This is a genomic window from Pararobbsia alpina (assembly GCF_902859895.1).
Taxonomy (GTDB): Bacteria; Pseudomonadota; Gammaproteobacteria; order Burkholderiales; family Burkholderiaceae; genus Pararobbsia; species Pararobbsia alpina.
The window spans coordinates 164,516-184,216 of the sequence record NZ_CADIKM010000005.1 but is presented as its reverse complement, the minus strand read 5'-3'; the positions used below and the strand labels follow the sequence as shown (position 1 = coordinate 184,216).

The following is a 19,701-nucleotide window of genomic DNA, read 5'->3' as shown; positions in this document are numbered from 1 at the left end:
CTCGGAGTATCACCGTGAAGTTTGATGACCTTAAACGCCTTGTTGGCGCACCTGAAACCATCGCTAAAAGCCTTCCCACCGGCCCGGTGCGCGGCCTGCGCATGGCAGCGCCTCAGTACAGTTCGGAGCACGTCGAGGGCGCGGCGCAGGCGGCGCTCGCACACTAGCCATCGATGCACAATCCGCCCAGGTGATCGCCAACAGCCTCGCGCTTGGCGGCGTGGGCGCAGTGCCTCGCGAACTTATGGCAAAGCTGCGCGGCGAATAACTGCCAGAATTTTCACTCTGTTTCGAGCCCGGTTCGTCGGGCTTTTTCATGTCGAATCGTTGCGCGAAAACACGCGGTTCAACAAAGGAATATGGATGAACCAATCGCCCCTTTGAGGGAAAAAGTAGTGACGCGAACCTGAGCCCTATCGAATCACACGGGAGAGGGTGCATGTCGCGCGCCACGTTTCAAGAGTCCATCCGTCGCAGCACCATCCTTCCCGCCTTCTCGCAGTCGCTCGCCGAAGTCCACTTTCACCCGCACGCAGATTTCGCATCGCTCCAAGTCTTCACATGCGAGCGCCTCAATTCCGTTCTCACCAAGGAAGCCTGCGCCGCGAACTACACGCGCCCGAATGCGCCCCTCTCGTGCAAGGGCTGCCCCATCGGATCGGCGCACGCTGGCGTAGAGGTGCAGCGCACCGCAACCGACGTGTTGAACGATCCGAATTCAGACCGCCACGCTCGCGCCGCTGCTGCAAACGGTCTTAGCTGCGTCCGCTGTCTCCGCAGCGAGAGCACGGCGAAGCGGTTCATCGGGCGCTTCAGGCTCGTGCAAAAAGCCTGGTGTATCAGTTGCTATAACCGCACCCGCGAAGTCCATTCTGGCAGAAATTCAAAGCTTGCAAAGCCTGTGAAGTGGGCCGGTCTCCGTCAGACCGTCATTACCATCGAAGACGCCACAGGCACCTGGACCACGCTCGAACCGATCATGACCACTGGCCGAGCAGAAGCCGAGCGCTACGTTTCCCGTTGCCATCCCGGCTCTGTCATCGTTGAGGTCTTCGTGGACGGCCATGCCGTGAAGCCGGGCGCGCCCGATCCGACGCCCGCGGACTGGAAAGCCGATGCCGTGCGCAAACAGAATGCAACCGTTGCAGCACGCAAGCGCAAGCCCAAGCTACTGCCTGTTGCATCCGATCGCGAAGCCTTCAGCGAAGTTGACGACTACGGGAACTTGCGCAATGCGGCAAAGGTCGAGCCGGTTGAATTCGCACTCGATGCGGAATCCATCGCGACGTATTGGGACCTTACCGCCGATGGCCTGCCTGACTTCATTGAATGGCTCTGCGAAGGATGGACCGAGCCCGTAGCGCCGTTCGCGCCCGTCGAATACTTGAGCGAAGTTACCGGCAATCCATGGACGGGATTCGCCGTGACGAAGCGGCCCATCGGCGATCCCTCAGAGGCGTCCGCGGCCGTTGCCGATGCCATCGCATTGCCTGAAGTATCTGAGGCCGTCCTGAGCGAATCCGAGCAGCCTGAGAACGAATCGGAATGGGCTGGTTGTTACATCGTGCGCGACGGCGTGACGACGTACGTTTGCGACTACGCCAAAGAGCGCGGCATCAGCGACGAAGAGGCAGCCATCGTACTCGGCATGCTCGATACGGACTACTCAGACGAGCCCGAACCCGCTGCGGCACCGGAATCGGAACCCGCACCTGAACCCGTGAAGGCCGCGCCCGCACCCACCCCGAAAAAGCTCACGGGAAAGCAACTGCGCAAGCTCGAAAAGGCCCAGCGCCGCGTCGAGCGTCAGCAAGGCGATCCGCAGCCCGCACCGAATCGTATGCCCGCGAAACAGACGGCCATTGCCGCGCGTGCATACGCCCTTCTGCAGGCTGGCAAATGAAGGCTCATTTTGACTGGACCGGCCAGCGCTGGGGCTCACTCGTTGCTATTCAATACGCCAGCAAGGCCCAGCGCAATAAAACCGGCGCGCGGTGGGTCTTTCGCTGCGACTGTAGCCGCGAAATAAACCTGCACATAAGGCGCGTGCGTAAGGGCGAGCACACGACATGCGGCAAATGCGGGGCCGCGCCGATACCACCGGCACCGCCGAAGCCCGCTATCAACTGGCCGTTTCCCAAGCGCGTGATAGGCGAAGTGATTGTGTCGCCAGTTTGGCGCGCATACGAAAACAACGTGACTACAGCATAGATCGCACGCTACCCAATGAGGCACCCATGGGCAATGCCATCCACACAACTACCCAGCGCGGCGAACGCAGGAGCATCGAGCGCATGAAGAAAGAGCCGATCTTCGATTCGAACGTAGTCGAGAATCTGGCATGTTCCGCCCTGCGCTATCGCCGCGACACGTAAGGCGAGGACGCTATGCGCTTCGCAATCGGACTGGCCGGTCTGGCGCATAGCAGCAGCGCGAGCGAGGAGGCTTGGGCGTGAGGCCAGCCAACGACCTCACCGGGCGCACGTCCGGACGCTTAACCGCTATCGTACGCACGGGCAGCAACGAGCGAGGGAAAGCCGCATGGAAAGGCGTATGCGATTGCGGCAATGCTGCCGTAGCCGACCCTTGGCACGCGTCCAGTGCGAACACTTGGCGGAAATGCCTGAATCACACCGTCTGCTGCTGCTAGTTCGCTGCGATCGTTGCTCCGAAATCCCGGTTGATGCGGTGCTCAAGCTGCTCTAACATCGCCGATAAATCCAACAAGTTGGGCTGGGGGCGGTGTTTTAGGTGCCAATGTATCGAGCGAGAAATTCCCGCCGATAGCAAAATCGGTTGCCGGGGCCACGGCAAAGAAATGCGAGGCTTCGGCGTTTCGATCTTTCCTTAAATGCTCCAGCCAACGCACAAAAAATCTCAAAGCAAACTTGCCGCGATACCCTGAAGCAGGAACTATCTGGTCGAACTCATCAGCAAACCGCGCCATTTCGTCTTGCGTCGGCTCGCGATCAAGAGGCACTATGTCGCTTATCGCTCTGTCGTTAGCCCAAACACGATGCAACTCTACTCTTGCGATTAAATTAATTCGCTCAGGGAGGTCATCTAATTGACGAATATTCAATTTTCGCGATAAAAATATGCGAAAATTAATGGCTCGGGTCACGTTCAAAAACTGTGCGTACACAGTCTCGAACGCAGCAATTATTTCCTTGCGTAGGTCGTTCATGCCCTCACAATGAAAATCGATCTTCAATATGTCGTCCAGCAGTTCCGAGCAAACAACATAATTCTCGACGGAGTATTTGTCGGTAACGAACAATTTCGAATTTGGAGTGCGCCCCCCGGTGTCATCGAAATCTCGATCCACGAAAAAATACACACGATCTTTTAGACCGGTTAAGTCGATGTTTAGCGAATCAAATAACCGGAGCGTCATCCACTTATTCTTACAAATAAAAGGCTCGTATCTGAGGGTCGAATCTATGCGATTGATCCAGTGGTAAAATATCACTTTATCATCTCGCCCTTCGTATGCAAATATGATCGTTCCTTCAGGGATCGAAGCCGCGAAGGTGGCGAGTTCCATTTTCTCGACCACCCGATTGTCCGTTGAGTTCTTGATGGCGTGAAAGTACGCGTCTCTATTATCGGGGATCCCGTCCTTGTTATTCATTGGGGTCCTCTGGGAGTCCAGGCCCAAACAGTGAATTCCACGGGCCTTCGTTTCGAGGTTTGTCCGTAAAATCAAGTCGCAAAGATCCCGCGTATGGCTCTAATTCGTTGTCAAAGATAAACGGTGAATGTGTTATTGCCACTACTTGGCGACAGCTTGGCGCTCGCAGAACGTCTGGTAAGATTTGGCGCTGCCAGCCCAGCGAGAGTGAAAGTTCCGGCTCATCGATTAAGACGATTTTGGGCCCCGGGTACAGGTAAAGGCGCGCAAAAAGCGAGACCATTTGCTTTTCCCCCGACGATAACGACTCAAGTGGTATATCGTCGTCTGTGACGGAGCTTTTTACGGCAACTTCAAAGTTTTGACGATTAAAGTCGAGCCTTTTTTTATCTTCGACATTTTCAGATAAAAATGTTGGCTCACCGCTAAGATCTTCTTTTCCAGATAAATATTTGTTGCAGCTACCTATAAAGCTATCAACCAAATCCTCCAGCCCTTTCGTCTCGAGCACCACTGAATTAAGTTGATTGAGAAAATAATTTAGAAAAGGGGCGGCATCGGCTGGCACGTCTCCGCTGTACACTTGATCTAAGTTTGGTGGAACAAAATAGCCGTACGGTACCCGATTAAATCCGCGAGAAGCGTCTTGAATTCGTGAAAAAAATACGTCCAATTCCTTACGTTTCGGCAACTCGTTTGCCGTTTGACCACTCTGACGATAACGGTCAGAAATTAAATCATTAATGACATTGGCGCTAACTTTCCCGTAACCTTGGTTGGAAATTTGTAGCATGTCCTGGTACATTTTTTTTAATCTTTCGGAAATATCGCCCAGTCCAAACTGAATGTCCGCAGTGTAAAGACCGCTCTGTGCCACTCCCAACTTACTCAATACAGTCTTGCGTTTCTCGCCCCTCGAAGTCGAAGCCGGGATCGATAACTCAATCCGCCGATACGTCGGCAAATAAACTATCTCGATATCGTGAAGAATGCTATCAAGCAACCGTCGAATTGCATTAGCCTTTATGTCCTTCTCTCGAAGATGTGCTGAAAGGCTTTCGCATTGACTCCGCACGGTGTGATATTCATACCCTAGTTTGCTATAAATCGTAGAAAACGAAGAGTCCGCTATTAAGTCCTCGTAATCCATCAATTTGATGTCTTGTTCCAGGAGTGAAATCAAGGCTTTTGACGCCACCCCCCATGACTTCGCCACGTGGCTCACCTCATTGCCTGCGAAATCAAGGTATTCCTGCACATCAGCAGTTGTCAGTACCAAGTTACCGCTATAACCCCTTAGCCGGCAAACGATTCTATCGAACTGCAAACCCGCGAAACGCGAAAACTGACCACGAAGGAACGCGTCCAGGGCTGCAATAAGCGTGGTCTTTCCAGACCCGTTGCGAGCAATCAGGACTGTGGCGGCATATTTCGAAGAAAAGCTGACAGATCTATACCCGTACAATCCCTCGATGGAGAAATGCTCAACGATGGACGGACGCGAACTATTCATCAACGGATCATTAATTATCGATTTTGGACTCATAGACTACTCCAGGTTCGCTTGGTAGCATACACGAGCTAAGAAATAAGCATCTGAAGACTGATCGCAGCGCTACAGACGTGGCGATCAAATGTCGACGCTGGTGGGGACGCCCTTTTCTATTCTTTTAAATTTTAGTTTTACTTACTAATTTGGAAACGGGAAACCTATACTACCTACACTTGCGGCATTGGAGGGGGATAAGTTGCCTGATGGCCGGTTGATTCGATGGCACTCCCGTCCGAAGTTATGGGACGTTGACATCGCTAAACAAAGCTTGCTGCAGGCCGAACGTCGGAGCCTGCTTGTCGCCCGGGCACAGGCGGGACCTATGGAGAACGAAATGGTGACTGTGCGGTACCGAGCGTCCATTCGTGCCGCATTGAAGTGGCGGCAGGCGGGCGAATTCGATAAAGCACGCTGGGGCCTTAGTGTGCACTGCCGACCGAGAGCTTGTGGCAGATGCAAACGAAAGTCCTTTTAGCCCTTCTCTGCGCATCCTGGCGTTCGGATTCGCGAAATCGTGCGTTTCTTGAGGTAGCCACTTACGCGTGACGCCGTGGTAGACAACCCCTTTTGCGTCTCGGGTCCGACCGAATTGGAAAGTGGAACGGCCGCTTGGGATCAAACATAACCGACTGCCTAAGGCCGGGTGTCGCCTTATGCGAAGAGCATCGTGGGGCGCGCGGCCAGCTCGGCGAAGAACAGCATGCGACTCGGATCGACCTAGCGCCATTCTTCTCCGTGGGCGCGACTGAAGGGGACGCACTCGAAAGCGCCTTAGAGATCATCGCAATCGGCGTGCGAAGCTCCTCTTAATAGCGGCCCGCAGCTCTAGCCTTCATCAGCCTGATCAGCACCTCGGTGGCGTTCTGCTTCTCAGCACCGGATAGTGATCACATGCGTATGGTCCCATTACCGGCACATGTCGACCCTTTCCAGTCTCTTGGGGCCGCCTGCTGCACGTCCATCGCTTCATAGGATGTGCACGTGAGACCAAATGAACTCGTCGCTACTAAACGCAACTCAATTGACGAAAATAGTCATCGAAGCTCCGCCCCTGGCTTGCTGCCGCTTGCATTGGACGCATGGTCGGGACTGACCAACCGCTCGATGTGCATAATCTGCGCATAAATATCTTCTTTCCCGGGGTTTCCCATTACAGCCCAGATTGCCGAGGCAATTAGATTAAAGACAAGCCCAAGAATGAGTCCCCACCAAAACGTTCCCCGAGATTGTTTTGACATCACCGAAGCCGCAGCATCAAGAATTTGATCGCGTTGGCCGTCGGTCATCTTCGCCCAATTCTCCGCCTCCTTTGATTTCGCCGTTATCGCTTCCTCGAGCGCTATTTTTAGTTGCTCCTTTGAGTCAATTTCGCTTTGAGCAACTACGACCTCGCGGTTAATCATCTGCACGTGACTTCTCACGTTATTTATCTGTGTCGTCATCATTGCTAGCTGATCAAGAAGCTCCGAAGTCGCATTCGACGTCGACCTTTCCGACCAACGGTACGGCCATTTCCTCGCTGCTAGAATTAGCGCAATGAGTATTAAGATGGGCGCCCAGAACACATCCCAATAATATAGCCAACACAGGATCGCGCTCGTGCCGCAAGCTTGAAGAATGTCTAATTTTGTCCCCAATAATCTAATGCGGCCCCAAGAAAATTCATAGGTTTTAAAATAATCCGAATTAGCTCTTGCTTTGCGAGTGATGTAAAATATTATGACGCCGACCAGAATAGCTGGGGAAAGTACAACGCCGAAATATAAAAGTAGATTCCGTACGTTTTCGTTTATCATAATTTGTCCCTGTGAGGATTGCATGCGTGCATTCGAAAATTAACCGATAGCGCCTGCGGCTCGCACGTTCGGTACACCTGCCTAATTCGGATGACTGTGCAAGTGTAAGTCTCATGCACCGATGAGGAAAGGCTAGCCACTTTTCGCATCCCTGGGGACGGTATTCGCGCAGTTGCCGGTGTCGGCTGAGTGGTGCAACGCGACGTTCGCGGATTAGTCTCCAACGGCTCCTATGTTAAGACACCATGACTGCTCTGAGACGGCCCCCGAAATCGGTGGGCGCTTGGATGCACGGCGTCACGCGGCAGACCATCGTGTTGGCGCGTAGGAAGGAAGAAGCAGCACAGGCCGCAGCCTAAACTCTTAAATTTATTGCTCATCCAGATTTGGATGACCGAAACGAAAAACGGGCCACAAAGGCCCGTTCCTCTTACTTCTCCGTACCAACGACCACATCCGGAAACCACTTTGCCGGCGCAGCAGTGGTACGCAGGATCGACTTCGGAACCTTCTCCGTGGCGACCATACGCAGGCGACCTGACTCCCGGTTGATGCGGTAAGCGGCAAGCAGGTCACTGCCACTCCGAAGAACGACGTACTGCTGGCAGCTTACCTCCTCTACATCGGAACTGTAGCGGCTCGGCTGATCGAACAGATAGCTGTTCCGCTTGCAATACCGCCCATAAAGGGAAGTCGCCTTATCGACAGCATCATCAATCAATTGCAATGGGCGCATAAAATGAACTCCTTTTCGATGGTTTGAGAAAGGAGCGACGGTGGCGCATGTTCGGGGCGCGCCTCCGTTCCGCTCACACGGTCGCGATGCTTTGCGCCGCCCTTGCCTTGCCTCGCCGCACGCTTACGCGCATAGCAGCCCGAACACGAACTCGATACTACCGTTCAATTTCGCCCGGCCGCAACTGTACATTGCGCATAGGACATTTTCGTACAGCCCGCGGCCTCCCCTAATCTTTCAGTCGTCATGCGCCTCCGTACGAATCGACAGGTCACTCAATCGTGAGAGTATCCGGTAGCGATGGAGCACGCGCGGAGCCGCCCGAGAGAATCTCGGCAAGCTCCGCATCGAGCCGGGCGCACGTCGCGGCATAGACCGGATCGACGGCGATCTTCGCATCCGCCGCGGCGTGAGCCAGGCGCGTGACTACGGCCACGGACGGCAGCATTACGGTAACCGTCGAGCGCTTTGCTTCATTACTTTGTGAAGCAATCCCTAGGCGGCTCTGCTGGCTGCGAATCCACTCGTTGATTTCGGCTTGTGACTTACGCATCTTTGACCTCTTCCACGTCGATAACTTCAGTCGCACGCGGCCCATAGACCTCGCTGGCGACCATTTTAACGCCCGGACTCAGGTGGACAACGATCCGGCAGGGCGTCGGCTTCAGGGGCTTGCCGACGAATTCATGCACCTCCAGCTTCACACGCTGAAGCTCGGCGTCCATTTCCCCCTGCTGCAGGGCGAGCAGCGCGGTAATGTTCCGCTGTGCAGCCAGTGCCGCACCCGGGCCCTCTTTCGTCCCGGCCTTTTTCAGGCTCTCGTAGAGCTTCGAGCGGGCCGCCTGCATTTCCTTCAGGTGGCGGGCGTTGATCGCGCGCTGACGGGCCACGATGGCAGCAGCGACGAATGCCTCACGCTCCACGTCGTCCAGCCCATCAGGCACGCGGATTTCGTCGGCGTAGGCGCTCGGTTGCGGGGGCGGCACATCCGATAGGGCCCCCTTCGCCGGGGGAGTCAGGTTTAGGCTACCCCCCGGCGCGGCGGTCGGCGGCACAAAGACCTCGGCGGCCACGCGAGCGGACGGTGTAGACGCCTCGGCACCGTTCACGTGTACGGCTTGGGTCGGGCTCGGCACGGCACTTTCTGTAACTTTAGCCTCACGCTCGCGAGCAGTCGGATGCACCTGAGTGGGCACGCCGATATCCTTCTGCCACTTCCCTTCTCGGGCCTTGCGGGCGACCAAAGATTTAGAGCAATCAAGGGTTTGCGCGATTTTCCCCAAACCTAGGCCGGGTTCGGATTCGTAGCGCTTGCGGGCCTCGGCCCATTGTTCGTCGGTAATTTTCTGCGCGGACATAACCCTTCCGGTCTGCTGTTCAATGACCCCATTAGGCCATCCCGACCGGGAGCCGTACACAGGCGTACACAGGCCGTACACCACCCCGTACACCGACGAAAAACGGGCCGAAATTCAATTCGATCAGTGCACCGCCGATTCCTTCAGGAGCAGTTGCGAGCGCGTTGCGTTTCGGTTGTTCCTGGCGCGGCGCTACATAGTTTCCCGTCTTGCGGATAGCTGGGAGAACCTTGCTGGTTACCCAGCGCTTGAAACGCCTCGCTTCAGGCTTACGACTTTTTGCGAGGAGCGCATAGAGGCCCGGTTCGCTGATAATGCCCACCCGCTGGGCTCCTCCAAGGGTGCTCACAGTATGAGTACCCTTCTCGTCTGCATCCAATCCGCGCAGCGCACTGTCAACCTTAGCAATTTCGAGCACATCGCAAACGTCGGATCCCACGAACCACGGCTCGCCATCGCGCTCAATCACGCGCACGTCTTTTCCTTCGAAGTTGAACGGCGAGACCGCCGTCGATTCCGGGGCGGGAGACGTGTTACGCGACGCCTTTTCGTGCGACGGCTTCGAGTCCGTTATTTCGACGCGCGGAACGACCGGCGTAGCACTCGCCACTTCAGCGGGCGCTGCGATTTTCGCAGGGGCTTCGGTCGCTTGCGTGTTCACAAGATTCGGAACGAGGGAACCAACAATAGCGGTCACCAGCTTGGTCAAATCCGCCACCGCGCCGAGTACCTGGTTGAAGCGATCATCCGACACGGGGGCAATCTGCTTCGCCTGAAGTTCGTACGACATTTCTTCCCTTTAAATGAGATAGTCGCGCACCGCATTGCCCGCGTCCGTAGGCTCCGCCATTGCGATCTTCTTCGCGGCCTTGAGCGTCAAGGTGTATTCCTTCGGTGGACGACCGGGCCCGGGATTTAAGACAACTTTGTCTTTAATTCCAAAGTCATGATTTTCAACGAAATTAAGTTGGCGGATGCGCTGCTTCATCCAGTTCGTGAACCCCGCCTTGTTCCCAAGTTTCGCTTGAAGTTCGCTGCCATCCACGACCTCGCACGCGCCCCCGCCGACCATCCCGCGCTTGACATTGACGACGATCATGCCCGTCGCTTGCTGCGGTTCGAGCATGCGCAGTGCGTTGCGCGACGACTGATTTTCAGGCTGACGAGCTTCAGCCTGCGCGCGTTGGCAACACAGAAAATCGGGCGCGTGATCGGCTGGCGCTCCATTGCGAATGCCCTGGACGGGCGGCGAGCGGGATCGGCTTGGCGGGGCTGAAAATAGATGCACCCGCAACCAGTCGAAGAACTGGCGCGGGTGCGCCGACAGACGGCGTCGAGCAGACGGGCGTGGCTACCAAGGCGATGGAGGTGTCTCGTAGTACTAGCCGGGAACGGATCGCGCCCCCAACACCACACCTGCAGTCGATACCTACCGCGTCGAACTGCAGCGCGCGATGCACAGGAAGCAGGATGGCGTCGCACCCCTCCAAAGGAACGATTTCAACGCGGGCAGCCGCGCAGCACATCTTCAGCGAAGATCATGCGGCCGAATTCCGCAAAGCTGTTCGCATTCCTTCACCGCGGCGGCCCGGCGCGCGTCGATATATTCAGCCAAGTCCTGAAGGTGTACGCCCCTCGCACCCTTCTGCGACTCTTCCATGCGAACGAGCGGGAGGCGAATCTCACCCGCCGCGATCTTCCGCAGGAAATTGACCGGCTTCAAGGGGGCGAAGTAGTCCTCGCACACGCGCTCGGCCGGCACGATGGCTAGCCCGTTGTACTGGGCAATAAGCAGAAATATCGTATTCATGGGAGCAATCCTTTCTGGCGGCGAAGGTTGATCACGATCACTTGCCCCCCTTCGATACGCGAAGCGGATGCGCGCTGAAACCTTTGCGAGGCGTCGTGTGGTATGGCGCGTACGACTGAAGCTGACTCATGATCGACCATGTGCTGCTGTAGGCCGCATGCAGGCGCGGATCGGCGACCGACGATTTGAAGTTCGGATACGTCAGCTTCATAACCTGCTCGGCGAGCGCGGCGGCGACCTCCTCGCGCTTGATCCCGCTGCGAAAAAGGTAGTCCCTGCCAATCGACTGCACGACCTTGGCGTCCGGGAAAACGGCTTCAATATCGCCCTGACGGCGTGCGCGCACGAGAAGCGTTCCAGGTTCGTCGGATGCATCAACAATGCTCAAAAACGATTCAGAAAGGCAAATCCACATGAGAAACCCCATGGTGTGTTTGTCCCCGGCGATGCATCGAAGCCTCGCCCCGAGACGCAAGAATTAGATTGGTGTCTTGGGAGATCGGCGCTTACGCGCCCAAATCGTCCAAGACCGACATCGCGAGGTTGACCCCGAGTTGAGCCAGTTCGGCGACATCGGTATCGCCAAGCTCAACGATCCCAAGAAGCAGACTTTTCGCGGTGCGGTGCGCGGAAACCGCACGCGAGAGGCAATCAAGGACGCCGATCACGTTTTCTGAACGCGCATGCTCGCGGCACTCGGCAAGCGCGTCACAGAGGGTTCTGCACCCCAAACGCGCAAGGTCCGCCACGTCGTCGGCCGCATCCACGAGTGCTTCAATTCGAGAGAAATGAATCGATAACAGGTCTGCGCTGACCATGGCAGTCTGCAACGAGCTGTCGCTCCCGAGCAGGATGCGCGTGACGATTGAATCTTGATTGAGGGATTGCGCTGCGTGCATTGCTTGCTCCGGGTTGGTTTGGTGCTGCGATGGAATGAATTTTTGCACCCCATTAAATACGGAGTCAAGTTATTTTTTGCACCCCATTTAATCGTGCTAAAATTTCACCCCATGACGACGAAACCGAAACCACCCCCTCCGAGAGGACGCGGGCGACCCGTGGTCGATCCCGACTCCGCTCTCGTATCCAGCTCCCTACGGCTTACCCGTTTGGACTGGGATACGTTCAAGTCGCTCGGCGGCGCAAAATGGTTGCGCGAATTCTTGAGCCAGCATCGCGCCAAGCAACAGCGGCGCAGCAGCATTGAAGAGTAATAGAGTGGCGCGCCATGCGCCGAGCAGAAACACGAAGGGCCGCCAGTAACATCGGCGGCCCTTTCTCTTTGGCAATTCATCTACCCGGCGATCCGAGCATGTTGCCGTTACTGCACTGCAGGATGGCCGCGTGTACGTCGGGGCTTCAACCAACGTTGGAAATCGCTGGGTGCAGCACAGGACTACGGGGCGCTACGGACGGCATCACAATCCAGCCCTTCAGGAATCGTTCAACCGTCATGGCATCGACGCGCACCGCTTCGAAGTCGTTGAGCGGCTTGAACGCGACTCCGGGCGGCATGCACACGCCCATCCGCAAGAGCGGTCAGCCCGCCGGCCGCAACGTGATCGTGAAGCTCCTCGGCGTTTTGCCGTCTGTATCGCGCGGCATTGGGTCCGCACTCTGAACGGCCTTGAGCGCGGAAGCGTCCCATTGGGAATTGCCGCTGCTGCGCTGGACCCTCGAGGAAAGCAAAGTGCCGTCAGGTCCGCAGTTGACCACGATCACCGTTTCGAGCCCCTGTGAGTCTCCGTCCCATTCGATGTACGGGCGCACGCGTTGATGAACCTTATCCGAGTAGTTCGAGCTTGCTGAATCTTGCTCGCTGTTCGGCGATGGCGTGGAGCGCACAATTGGCGGCTCAGGTTGCGTCGGCGCGGATTGGGCAGCTTGCGCAGGAGTAGCGCTCTCACCACCATACTTTGCTTCGTCGGCGCTTGCGGTGTCCTGCGGCGCTTGTACCGAAGCCATGCAGGCGGACTTTTGGCGATAAAAGGTGATCTGCATATTCTCAGCCGGAACCTGCATTTCGGTCCTCATGATGTCGCCGTGCTCGTCAGTGGAGTCCTGCGTGGTGTATTGGTCTCTGTTGTAGGAGACCAGCTTAATCACTTGCGCAGGGCTGCTTTCATCGATACAGTCATTCGCGCCGTTTTCGGCGGCCCACCATCCGGAGTTCTTCGAGTCTGTTTCGGCCAGCTTGCCGGTTGCGACGATTGGCGCAACAGCTTGCGGCTGCGAAGTGCCCTGCGCTCCCGCATAACCTGAAGACTGGTTGCAGCCAGCAAGCGCAACTGCTGCGGAGATTGCCGCTACTGCTGTGAGAATAATCTTTTTCATGGTCTACCGTTGTTATCGGAGAGTTGTATTTTTCGATCCCATGCGCCGCGGACAGCATAGTCTCATGGAATTTCTAGAAGGTGCTATTGGACGGTCCCCGGCGCGGGATGCACATAGCCATGATTAGCGGCGACACGGTGCGCCAGACGGCTTGCTTCCGTCACCTTGATGCCGAAGCTGCGGGCGCGGTTCGCGTGACGCTGGAGGCCCTCATACGCCTCGCAGATTTCTCGCTCTGCCTCATGCTTAGTCAGAAACATCGGCGTCGTTGCGAGGAGCCCGGCGAATTTCAATGGTCCGAAGTTGTACTCGCCACCGAAAGGGTGCTCATACCCCAAGCCAACCATCTGCTCAAATGAGAGGTTGCGGCCGGCGTCCGCGCGATGGCCCCAGCCAAGGATGTCCAGCTTCTGCTTCGTAGTCAGGGTCGCATCCACTTCGGCGCAGACCTTAAAAAAATCTTCAGCAGCAGCCAAAATCGATTCGCGGGCGCGGTAACGGCGCGCAACGATGCAATGAAAAGCCTCAACGAGAAACGCCGTGTTGACCGGGAATCCAGCGGCGGCCACTTCCTGCGGGTGGCGTTCCTGCTTGCGTACTTCACGCTCGTCGCGGGCGCACTCAGAAATCACAGAGATCGCGGTGTCGATCTGGCGGCGGGCGTCGAAAAGACGGCGGACGATGGATTTTTGCTGCATGTCAAATTCCTTGTTTTCGTGAGGACTGGGGAGCCCGAAACAAGGGGCGACGCTTAGAACGGGATCGAATCCGAGTCTTCGTCAGGGGCCTGCAGAGATTCCACAACCAGCCGGGCGAACCGGACTATTTTTTGGCGTGTGACGAGTCCGTCATGCGCATGAACAGCGCCAACGCATCAAAGCACAGCGGGACGTGCTTCGCTTCAATTTCAGCCTTGGCGCGCAAGGCGAGCGCAAGTTCTTCGTCGCTCATGGGGACTGCCGTAGTCTCTTCGACGGCATCAATCGCGCGCCGCATCATTTCCGCCTCGGAAGAACTCGCCACATAACCAATGCGCACCATTGAGAGGAAGATCGACACGGCGACCGGGCGCGGGCTAGGCGCTTGCGATTCGGCCGATTTCTTGCGCCAGGCGTTCATCACCGCCGCCGTCTGTTCCGGCGTCAGGTAGTCGGCCATCGACTTGAATGCGCTGCTGCTGCGGAATTTCAGTTCATGGCTTGCAAGCGAGAGCGCATTGACGCGTCCCATGCGCTCGGCATGCTCAGAAAGGATTTCGCGATCCTCCTCGGCGCTCGAACTTAAGTTGAGCAGAACCTTGCGCGCGAACGTCTTGATCTTGCGGTGCGGAAGTCCCGTGAGGGCTGCGATCTCAATGGTATTTAGGCGCACGCGGTCGCCCTCCGCGTTGTATACATCGTCGTGATGCCAGAACGCCTCTTTGTCGCGCTTTGAAAACAGTTTGTGGAATGTGTCTTTCGATTCGTATTTGCTCACGCTTACCGTCCTATACCTTTAGTTATGCGAAACTTATTAGTGTTGCGACCGGACCCTGTAGATCGCTGGTTATTGCTGTGCCTGTTCAGGCTTAGCGGCTTCGACCTTGACGCCGTGCTTCGCGAGAATGCCGGCCACGGCCTCGCGAATCAGAATCGAAACGGGCGTTCCGATTTGCGCCGAGACAACGCGCAGCCTGGTATGTGTCGCCTTGTCCAAGCGAACCATCAATGTCCTTTTCATCGAGTGACTCATGCTTACCTACCTTGTATTGATGTGTGTACGGCCCGAATAGTAGCGAAGATTCGCTTGCGTATATCCTGACATCACCATTGAATTTCACAATCACTTTTGAGTCTGCATGATAGGCAGAATACGCATTGCTTACGACTGGGGAGCCATCGCCGATTAGTCGGCGGTGAAGTGGTCGCGGTATTCCTTGGCGTGCTTCTCGTTCTCCGACTTCGACCACTCCGGAACATACTTGCCGCTCGCAATAAGAGCCTCGTAGCGCGGCGCAATCAGTTTCATGAGGGCATTGAACCGCGATGCGTAGAACAGCATCGTGAAATCGCGGTTATAGCTTTTCGGGTTCGGCTCCTCGTAGCAGAAGCGCATGCCCTCAGTGGTCGGACGCCAGCAGCGTTTCATTACCGTGGCACCGTCCGTCTTGCGCGTCTTCGAAGACGGGCGCGAGTGGCGCGTAATCAAGCCCTCCTCATGCAGCAGCTTGAAGAACTTCGTGACCGGCAGGCAGCTACCGCGCAACTTTAGGTAATGCGTTGCCGTGCCCTCACCGACGTACGTGTCATTGGTCGGAGCGGGCAGCATGTCAGTCGGGACGTCGTTCGCGCGCAGCAGCTTGTGGATGCCGTTGCGGTGCTCCTCCTGCGTCAGGCCGTATGACTTCGAGCCAGCGAGCATGTCAAGCACGATGATTGCCTTCGACACGCGGGCAACCGTCTTGTCTTCGATTGACTTAGGCTCGGGCGTCGGCGCGGGAGCGGGCAGCGAGCGCGCGGCAAGCTCTTTTTCCAACTCATGGAGGCGTGCGATGCAGGCGTGGCGCAGCTTCGTGCTATAGCCGTACACCAACGTTTCGGCGTGGTGCTTGTCCAGCATGAACCCGGCAAGGCGCCCCTGAGTGTCGCGCGACCATGAAAACGCAGAGCCGATAAGCTGAACCAACGTTGGTTTAGCTTTTACGTTTTGCTCCGAGAACAGCTCTTCGAAAATCCTGTCTGCGTTTGCCGACTTGTAGCGACCGGGGCACTTCTCTGGAAGGATGCCCTTGAGTTCCTGTTCGAAATACAGGTCCATCAGGGTCACCTTGATATCGCGCATCACGTGCTGGTGCGACTTGCTCACACCAATCGACTCGGCGACCTCCACGATTTGCGCGCTGGTCATCATCAGCGGCTTGGTCAATTCATTCGACGCGCCGACGCGCGCCACGGCATTACCAGGTACAACAGACATACGAAACTCCATAAACGTCAGTCAAAAAATCTTTGGCCGAGCCGTATTTGAAGTTTCCTCAAGTGGTCGCCCGCGGAATGCGATGCGTTAGCGACACTGTATATCGGTCTTTGGGTAGACACAACACCAAAACGCCGAAAACCTACGACGGGCGGGGATCTCAGCGATTCTATCCAACCACTTTCCTATATCGAACCGTGCTTTTTGATAGACTAAATAAAGTTGAAAATAAACTCGGGTCGTTGTGTTTTTCGACCGATCTTTGGCACTCTTCTCCCGTCAGTACCTGGCAAGCTCAAAGTCCGGAACACGTCACCGTGAACCGGGCTTCTTTTTTGTCTACTGATCTTAGTTTTGCTAATCTCGCAGAAAAGAGATCGGCGCGGCGCTGCGTCATGACGCTTACGCCAGCCATTGCAGCGCGATCTGCGGTAGCAGTGAGCAAGCTGTTCACCTGAACACCTTCCTCTTTTTTCCGTACTGGTTTGACCCATTGCCGTGCGCCGGATGCGACATCGACCAATCCTGTGCGCTCGCCACGATAGCGGCCGGCTAGAACTGCTCTGCGCCCTTCTCGCGGATGCGGACCTCGCCTTCGTTGAGCATCGCGGCGAGCGTCTCCTGCACGTCCGGATGTGCCCACAACGCGGAGAATGCGTCCACGCGATACCGGATCGTCGGCTCAGGCGACATCGAATTTTCCTCTTCGACGGCGAACTGCTTACCTAGGTCGGTCAGTGCCCAGTAGGACTTAGGCGGGCGTCCCGGCTTACCGCTCTCGCGCCAGCGCTTGGCGATCACGCCAGCGGCGGACAGCACCTTGTTTGCGGCGGCAGCGGTCAGGCCGACGCCATGGAGTGCCAGCGCGTCGGTCAGGCTGCATGTCTGTGCGTTCGTGTTGCTCATGTGCTTTTACTCCAATCGTGATTTGCGGTCCTATGCCGACCCGGTTGTTTCTGGCTATGCCGAGATACTAGGCGATGCTCGCCAGCGGCACAGCCACCAGCGTGACGAGCGCGTAGGCGGTTAATCGAATCCGCGTGCAGCGGTGCGGACTGGCAAACGCGCCAACATTTCGAGAATATCTTCCTTCGTGACGATCAATTCGCACAGCTTGCTAGGCGGCTTGCCGTCATCGACGTTTTGCGTCATTACATCGACGTGGACGTAAGTGCCATCGCTGAACTTGGTTGCGCTATAGGGGAACTGAAGCCAGCGACCCGAAACCTAGCACGCGACTTTGCGATCAAATAGGTTAGTGAGGCGGTAATACTCGGGCGACTGAGGTACGTGCTTCGGGGCCGCTTTGTTCGTGCTCACACTCTTTCTCCTGTTTGGTTGTCGGCGGCCACGTGGGCCGCCGTAGATGAAATTTATTCGTGGTAGCCGTTCGAACTTGCGTGGTTCTCGAACTTGCTGAATTTTCCGTGCCATGTCAGGCGAACCGTGTCAATCGGGCCGTTACGCTGCTTCAGGCAAATGATTTCCGCCGTGCCCTTATCCGGGGAATCTTGCACATAAACCTCGTCGCGATAGATAGCCAGGATCACGTCCGCATCCTGTTCGATGGCCCCGGACTCGCGCAAGTCGCTCATGATGGGACGCTTGTTCGGGCGCTGCTCCAGGCCGCGATTCAACTGCGACAATGCGATCACCGGAACATCGAGTTCCTTCGCCAGACTCTTAAGCGAGCGTGAGATTTCCGAGATTTCGGTTGCACGGTTCTCGCCGCCCGTACCGCTCATCAATTGCAGGTAGTCGATAATGATGGCCCCCAACTTGCCGTGCTGGCGTTGCAGGCGACGCGCACGCGAACGCAGTTCCATCGAGTTCAAGCCGCCCGTTTCGTCAATGAAGATTTGCGCCTCATTCAGCTTTTGCGTCGCGTGCATAACCTTCACCCAGTCCTCGTCAATTAGGCGCCCCGTACGCAGGCGCTGCTGATCCAGGCGACCAATCGATCCGAGCATGCGGCTCATCAGTTGTTCACCGGGCATTTCCATGGAGAACACTGCGACCGGCAATCCCTGGTCTACGGCGATATGCTCGCCGATGTTCATGGAGAAGGCTGTTTTACCCATCGAAGGACGACCGGCAACGATAATCAACTCGCCGCCGTGAAGGCCGGTGAGCATGCGGTCAAGGTCAACGAAGCCCGTCGGCGTACCAGTAATGTCGCTCTGATTCGGGTTGTGGTAAAGATCATCCACGCGCTGAAGAACATTCGCGAGATACACCACACCCTCAACGAAACCCTGCGTGCCGCGCGCACCAGCCTCGCCGAGCGCGAAGAACTTCGCCTCTGCCTCATCGCGAATCTGCGAGACCTCTTTGCCGCCCGTTTTGAAAATCTGCTCTGTGATTTCGTCGCATGCCGTCACCATGCGGCGCAGCACGGCACGGTCGCGCACGATCTCCGCATAGCGAACGATGTTGGCTGCGCTCGGCATGTTCTGAGCAATCGAATTCAGGTACGCAAGGCCGCCGACCTCATCAGCCTTTCCGGATGCGGTCAGGAACTCATAGACCGTGATAACGTCAGCGGGCTTGTTGGCTGCAATCAGCTTGGTAACGTGCCCGTAAATGATGCGATGGTCATATCGGTATAGATCACCCTCAACGAGTGTTCCCGCGATCTTATCGAACGCTGAATTGTCCAGGAGCAAGCCGCCAAGCACCGATTGCTCGGCCTCTACAGAGTGCGGTGGAACCTTGTTCGAATCGTTTTTCATATCAGTATTTGCCACGGCACGACTCCCAATCAAAAATCACGCGCTTACCCACCTCGCGCAAGCGGTCTGCAATACGATCACCAAGCACAGCATCCAGATTCGGTTTGTTGTAGTTGGTCGCGAGAATGGTCGGCATGTGGTTGCTGTAGCGAGCGTTCAGAATGTCGGTCATGATCGTCTGTTCGAACTCGGTCCCGCGCTGCACTCCAATCTCGTCAATCACCAGTAGCCCTACCGTCGTCAGGTTGCGGACCACGTCTGACTCGCTTTCACTCGAATCGCGACGCCACGTGGCGCTAACCCTTTGTACGATCCTCGGAACCTCCATGTACATCGGCGAGTGCTTTTCGATCACCGCGTTGATGGCGGCCACGCACAGGTGCGATTTGCCAGTCCCTACCTTGCCGTGCATCGCCAGCCAGAACGGCTCTTTACTGCTCGGGTCAAGGCGCGAATCGAGCGCCTCAACGAAATTGCGTACCGCCGTCAATGCAGCGCGCTTTCCTTCGGTATCCGTCACGTAGTTGTCGAACGTGCAGCCGTCAAAGCGCGACGGGATGCACGCGTAACTGCGGCGCTGCTTCGCCATGCGAGCACTCACCTCAGCCCTCTCCGACTCCTCCCGCGCCCATACTTCCTGTGCGCGCTCCTCGGCGCATGTCGGGCAGCCCGTCCAATGCACGAAACTCGACAACGCAATGCCTTCCGACCCAAACTCGCCGTGCTTGATGCACACGGCGATCTTCTTTTGACTCATATTACGCAGTCCTTTATATTCAATGTGGACCCATCCC

22 protein-coding genes are annotated in these 19,701 nt (G+C 56.5%); 3 read left to right on the top strand and 19 right to left on the bottom strand.

Annotated elements, in window-relative coordinates:
- Nucleotides 1–14: 14 nt before the first annotated feature.
- The 3 genes from HV670_RS08125 (at nt 15) to HV670_RS08115 (ending at nt 2,375) form a co-directional block, all read left to right on the top strand.
- Nucleotides 15–167 (top strand): hypothetical protein, encoded by a 153-nt coding sequence (locus HV670_RS08125; protein ID WP_175104242.1) that lies wholly within the window; start codon nt 15–17, stop codon nt 165–167.
- Nucleotides 168–979: 812 nt separating this feature from the next.
- The gene (locus HV670_RS08120; protein WP_175104241.1) at nt 980–1,903 is read left to right on the top strand and encodes a hypothetical protein; all 924 of its coding nucleotides are present in this window, start codon (nt 980–982) and stop codon (nt 1,901–1,903) included.
- Nucleotides 1,904–2,069: 166 nt separating this feature from the next.
- On the top strand, nt 2,070–2,375 hold the full coding sequence (locus HV670_RS08115; RefSeq protein ID WP_175104240.1) for a hypothetical protein: 306 nt from the start codon (nt 2,070–2,072) through the stop codon (nt 2,373–2,375).
- Nucleotides 2,376–2,692: 317 nt separating this feature from the next.
- Here HV670_RS08115 and HV670_RS08110 read toward each other — a convergent pair whose 3' ends face one another.
- From HV670_RS08110 to HV670_RS08015, 19 genes are all read right to left on the bottom strand, one after another.
- Complete coding sequence (locus tag HV670_RS08110; RefSeq protein ID WP_175104239.1) at nt 2,693–3,634, bottom strand: DUF4435 domain-containing protein; 942 nt, start codon at nt 3,632–3,634, stop codon at nt 2,693–2,695.
- The gene (locus HV670_RS08105; protein ID WP_175104238.1) at nt 3,627–5,180 is read right to left on the bottom strand and encodes an AAA family ATPase; all 1,554 of its coding nucleotides are present in this window, start codon (nt 5,178–5,180) and stop codon (nt 3,627–3,629) included. The genes HV670_RS08110 and HV670_RS08105 overlap by 8 nt, the downstream gene beginning before the upstream one ends.
- Nucleotides 5,181–6,220: 1,040 nt before the next feature.
- The gene (locus HV670_RS08100; RefSeq protein ID WP_175104237.1) at nt 6,221–7,006 is read right to left on the bottom strand and encodes a hypothetical protein; all 786 of its coding nucleotides are present in this window, start codon (nt 7,004–7,006) and stop codon (nt 6,221–6,223) included.
- A gap of 406 nt (nt 7,007–7,412) precedes the next feature.
- Complete coding sequence (locus HV670_RS08095) at nt 7,413–7,718, bottom strand: hypothetical protein (protein ID WP_175104236.1); 306 nt, start codon at nt 7,716–7,718, stop codon at nt 7,413–7,415.
- Between the two features lie 271 nt (nt 7,719–7,989).
- Nucleotides 7,990–8,271: a hypothetical protein gene (locus tag HV670_RS08090; protein ID WP_175104235.1), complete on the bottom strand. Its 282-nt coding sequence runs from the start codon at nt 8,269–8,271 to the stop codon at nt 7,990–7,992.
- Complete coding sequence (locus HV670_RS08085; RefSeq protein WP_175104234.1) at nt 8,264–9,076, bottom strand: flagellar biosynthesis protein FlhF; 813 nt, start codon at nt 9,074–9,076, stop codon at nt 8,264–8,266. The genes HV670_RS08090 and HV670_RS08085 overlap by 8 nt, the downstream gene beginning before the upstream one ends.
- 31 nt (nt 9,077–9,107) lie before the next feature.
- The gene (locus HV670_RS08080) at nt 9,108–9,866 is read right to left on the bottom strand and encodes a BRO-N domain-containing protein (protein WP_175104233.1); all 759 of its coding nucleotides are present in this window, start codon (nt 9,864–9,866) and stop codon (nt 9,108–9,110) included.
- Between the two features lie 9 nt (nt 9,867–9,875).
- On the bottom strand, nt 9,876–10,202 hold the full coding sequence (locus tag HV670_RS08075) for an antA/AntB antirepressor family protein (RefSeq protein WP_175104232.1): 327 nt from the start codon (nt 10,200–10,202) through the stop codon (nt 9,876–9,878).
- A gap of 402 nt (nt 10,203–10,604) precedes the next feature.
- A complete protein-coding gene (locus tag HV670_RS08070) occupies nt 10,605–10,886 on the bottom strand; it encodes a pyocin activator PrtN family protein (RefSeq protein ID WP_175104231.1) in 282 nt (93 codons plus the stop codon).
- 37 nt (nt 10,887–10,923) lie between these two features.
- Nucleotides 10,924–11,274 carry a hypothetical protein gene (locus HV670_RS08065; protein ID WP_175104230.1) on the bottom strand — a complete coding sequence of 117 codons (351 nt, stop codon included), beginning with the start codon at nt 11,272–11,274 and terminating at the stop codon, nt 10,924–10,926.
- 118 nt (nt 11,275–11,392) lie between these two features.
- A complete protein-coding gene (locus tag HV670_RS08060; protein WP_175104229.1) occupies nt 11,393–11,833 on the bottom strand; it encodes a hypothetical protein in 441 nt (146 codons plus the stop codon).
- A 592-nt stretch (nt 11,834–12,425) separates the two neighbouring features.
- Nucleotides 12,426–13,220 (bottom strand): cell envelope integrity protein TolA, encoded by a 795-nt coding sequence (gene tolA, locus HV670_RS32205; RefSeq protein ID WP_175104227.1) that lies wholly within the window; start codon nt 13,218–13,220, stop codon nt 12,426–12,428.
- An 83-nt stretch (nt 13,221–13,303) separates the two neighbouring features.
- A complete protein-coding gene (locus tag HV670_RS08045; protein WP_175104226.1) occupies nt 13,304–13,918 on the bottom strand; it encodes a hypothetical protein in 615 nt (204 codons plus the stop codon).
- 124 nt (nt 13,919–14,042) lie between these two features.
- Nucleotides 14,043–14,696, bottom strand: a complete 654-nt coding sequence (locus tag HV670_RS08040) for a hypothetical protein (protein WP_175104225.1) — start codon at nt 14,694–14,696, stop codon at nt 14,043–14,045.
- Between the two features lie 69 nt (nt 14,697–14,765).
- Nucleotides 14,766–14,939, bottom strand: a complete 174-nt coding sequence (locus HV670_RS08035) for a ribbon-helix-helix domain-containing protein (RefSeq protein ID WP_175104224.1) — start codon at nt 14,937–14,939, stop codon at nt 14,766–14,768.
- A gap of 165 nt (nt 14,940–15,104) precedes the next feature.
- Nucleotides 15,105–16,124, bottom strand: coding sequence for a hypothetical protein (locus HV670_RS08030; RefSeq protein WP_175104223.1), 1,020 nt, complete (start codon nt 16,122–16,124; stop codon nt 15,105–15,107).
- Nucleotides 16,125–16,727: 603 nt separating this feature from the next.
- The gene (locus HV670_RS08025; RefSeq protein WP_175104222.1) at nt 16,728–17,081 is read right to left on the bottom strand and encodes a hypothetical protein; all 354 of its coding nucleotides are present in this window, start codon (nt 17,079–17,081) and stop codon (nt 16,728–16,730) included.
- A gap of 467 nt (nt 17,082–17,548) precedes the next feature.
- Nucleotides 17,549–18,907 (bottom strand): replicative DNA helicase, encoded by a 1,359-nt coding sequence (gene dnaB / locus HV670_RS08020; RefSeq protein WP_175104327.1) that lies wholly within the window; start codon nt 18,905–18,907, stop codon nt 17,549–17,551.
- 1 nt (nt 18,908) lies between these two features.
- The gene (locus HV670_RS08015) at nt 18,909–19,664 is read right to left on the bottom strand and encodes an ATP-binding protein (RefSeq protein ID WP_175104221.1); all 756 of its coding nucleotides are present in this window, start codon (nt 19,662–19,664) and stop codon (nt 18,909–18,911) included.
- Nucleotides 19,665–19,701: the final 37 nt, after the last annotated feature.

Bases quoted from the DNA above. Each gene is read 5' to 3' on its own strand.
- HV670_RS08120 (WP_175104241.1), top strand. From the start codon at position 980: ATGACCACTGGCCGAGCAGAAGCCGAGCGCTACGTTTCCCGTTGCCAT.
- HV670_RS08115 (WP_175104240.1), top strand. From the start codon at position 2,070: ATGCGGCAAATGCGGGGCCGCGCCGATACCACCGGCACCGCCGAAGCC.
- HV670_RS08110 (WP_175104239.1), bottom strand. From the start codon at position 3,634: ATGAATAACAAGGACGGGATCCCCGATAATAGAGACGCGTACTTTCAC.
- HV670_RS08105 (WP_175104238.1), bottom strand. From the start codon at position 5,180: ATGAGTCCAAAATCGATAATTAATGATCCGTTGATGAATAGTTCGCGT.
- HV670_RS08100 (WP_175104237.1), bottom strand. From the start codon at position 7,006: ATGCAATCCTCACAGGGACAAATTATGATAAACGAAAACGTACGGAAT.
- HV670_RS08095 (WP_175104236.1), bottom strand. From the start codon at position 7,718: ATGCGCCCATTGCAATTGATTGATGATGCTGTCGATAAGGCGACTTCC.
- HV670_RS08090 (WP_175104235.1), bottom strand. From the start codon at position 8,271: ATGCGTAAGTCACAAGCCGAAATCAACGAGTGGATTCGCAGCCAGCAG.
- HV670_RS08085 (WP_175104234.1), bottom strand. From the start codon at position 9,076: ATGTCCGCGCAGAAAATTACCGACGAACAATGGGCCGAGGCCCGCAAG.
- HV670_RS08080 (WP_175104233.1), bottom strand. From the start codon at position 9,866: ATGTCGTACGAACTTCAGGCGAAGCAGATTGCCCCCGTGTCGGATGAT.
- HV670_RS08075 (WP_175104232.1), bottom strand. From the start codon at position 10,202: ATGCTCGAACCGCAGCAAGCGACGGGCATGATCGTCGTCAATGTCAAG.
- HV670_RS08070 (WP_175104231.1), bottom strand. From the start codon at position 10,886: ATGAATACGATATTTCTGCTTATTGCCCAGTACAACGGGCTAGCCATC.
- tolA (WP_175104227.1), bottom strand. From the start codon at position 13,220: ATGAAAAAGATTATTCTCACAGCAGTAGCGGCAATCTCCGCAGCAGTT.
- HV670_RS08045 (WP_175104226.1), bottom strand. From the start codon at position 13,918: ATGCAGCAAAAATCCATCGTCCGCCGTCTTTTCGACGCCCGCCGCCAG.
- HV670_RS08035 (WP_175104224.1), bottom strand. From the start codon at position 14,939: ATGAAAAGGACATTGATGGTTCGCTTGGACAAGGCGACACATACCAGG.
- HV670_RS08025 (WP_175104222.1), bottom strand. From the start codon at position 17,081: ATGAGCAACACGAACGCACAGACATGCAGCCTGACCGACGCGCTGGCA.
- dnaB (WP_175104327.1), bottom strand. From the start codon at position 18,907: ATGAAAAACGATTCGAACAAGGTTCCACCGCACTCTGTAGAGGCCGAG.
- HV670_RS08015 (WP_175104221.1), bottom strand. From the start codon at position 19,664: ATGAGTCAAAAGAAGATCGCCGTGTGCATCAAGCACGGCGAGTTTGGG.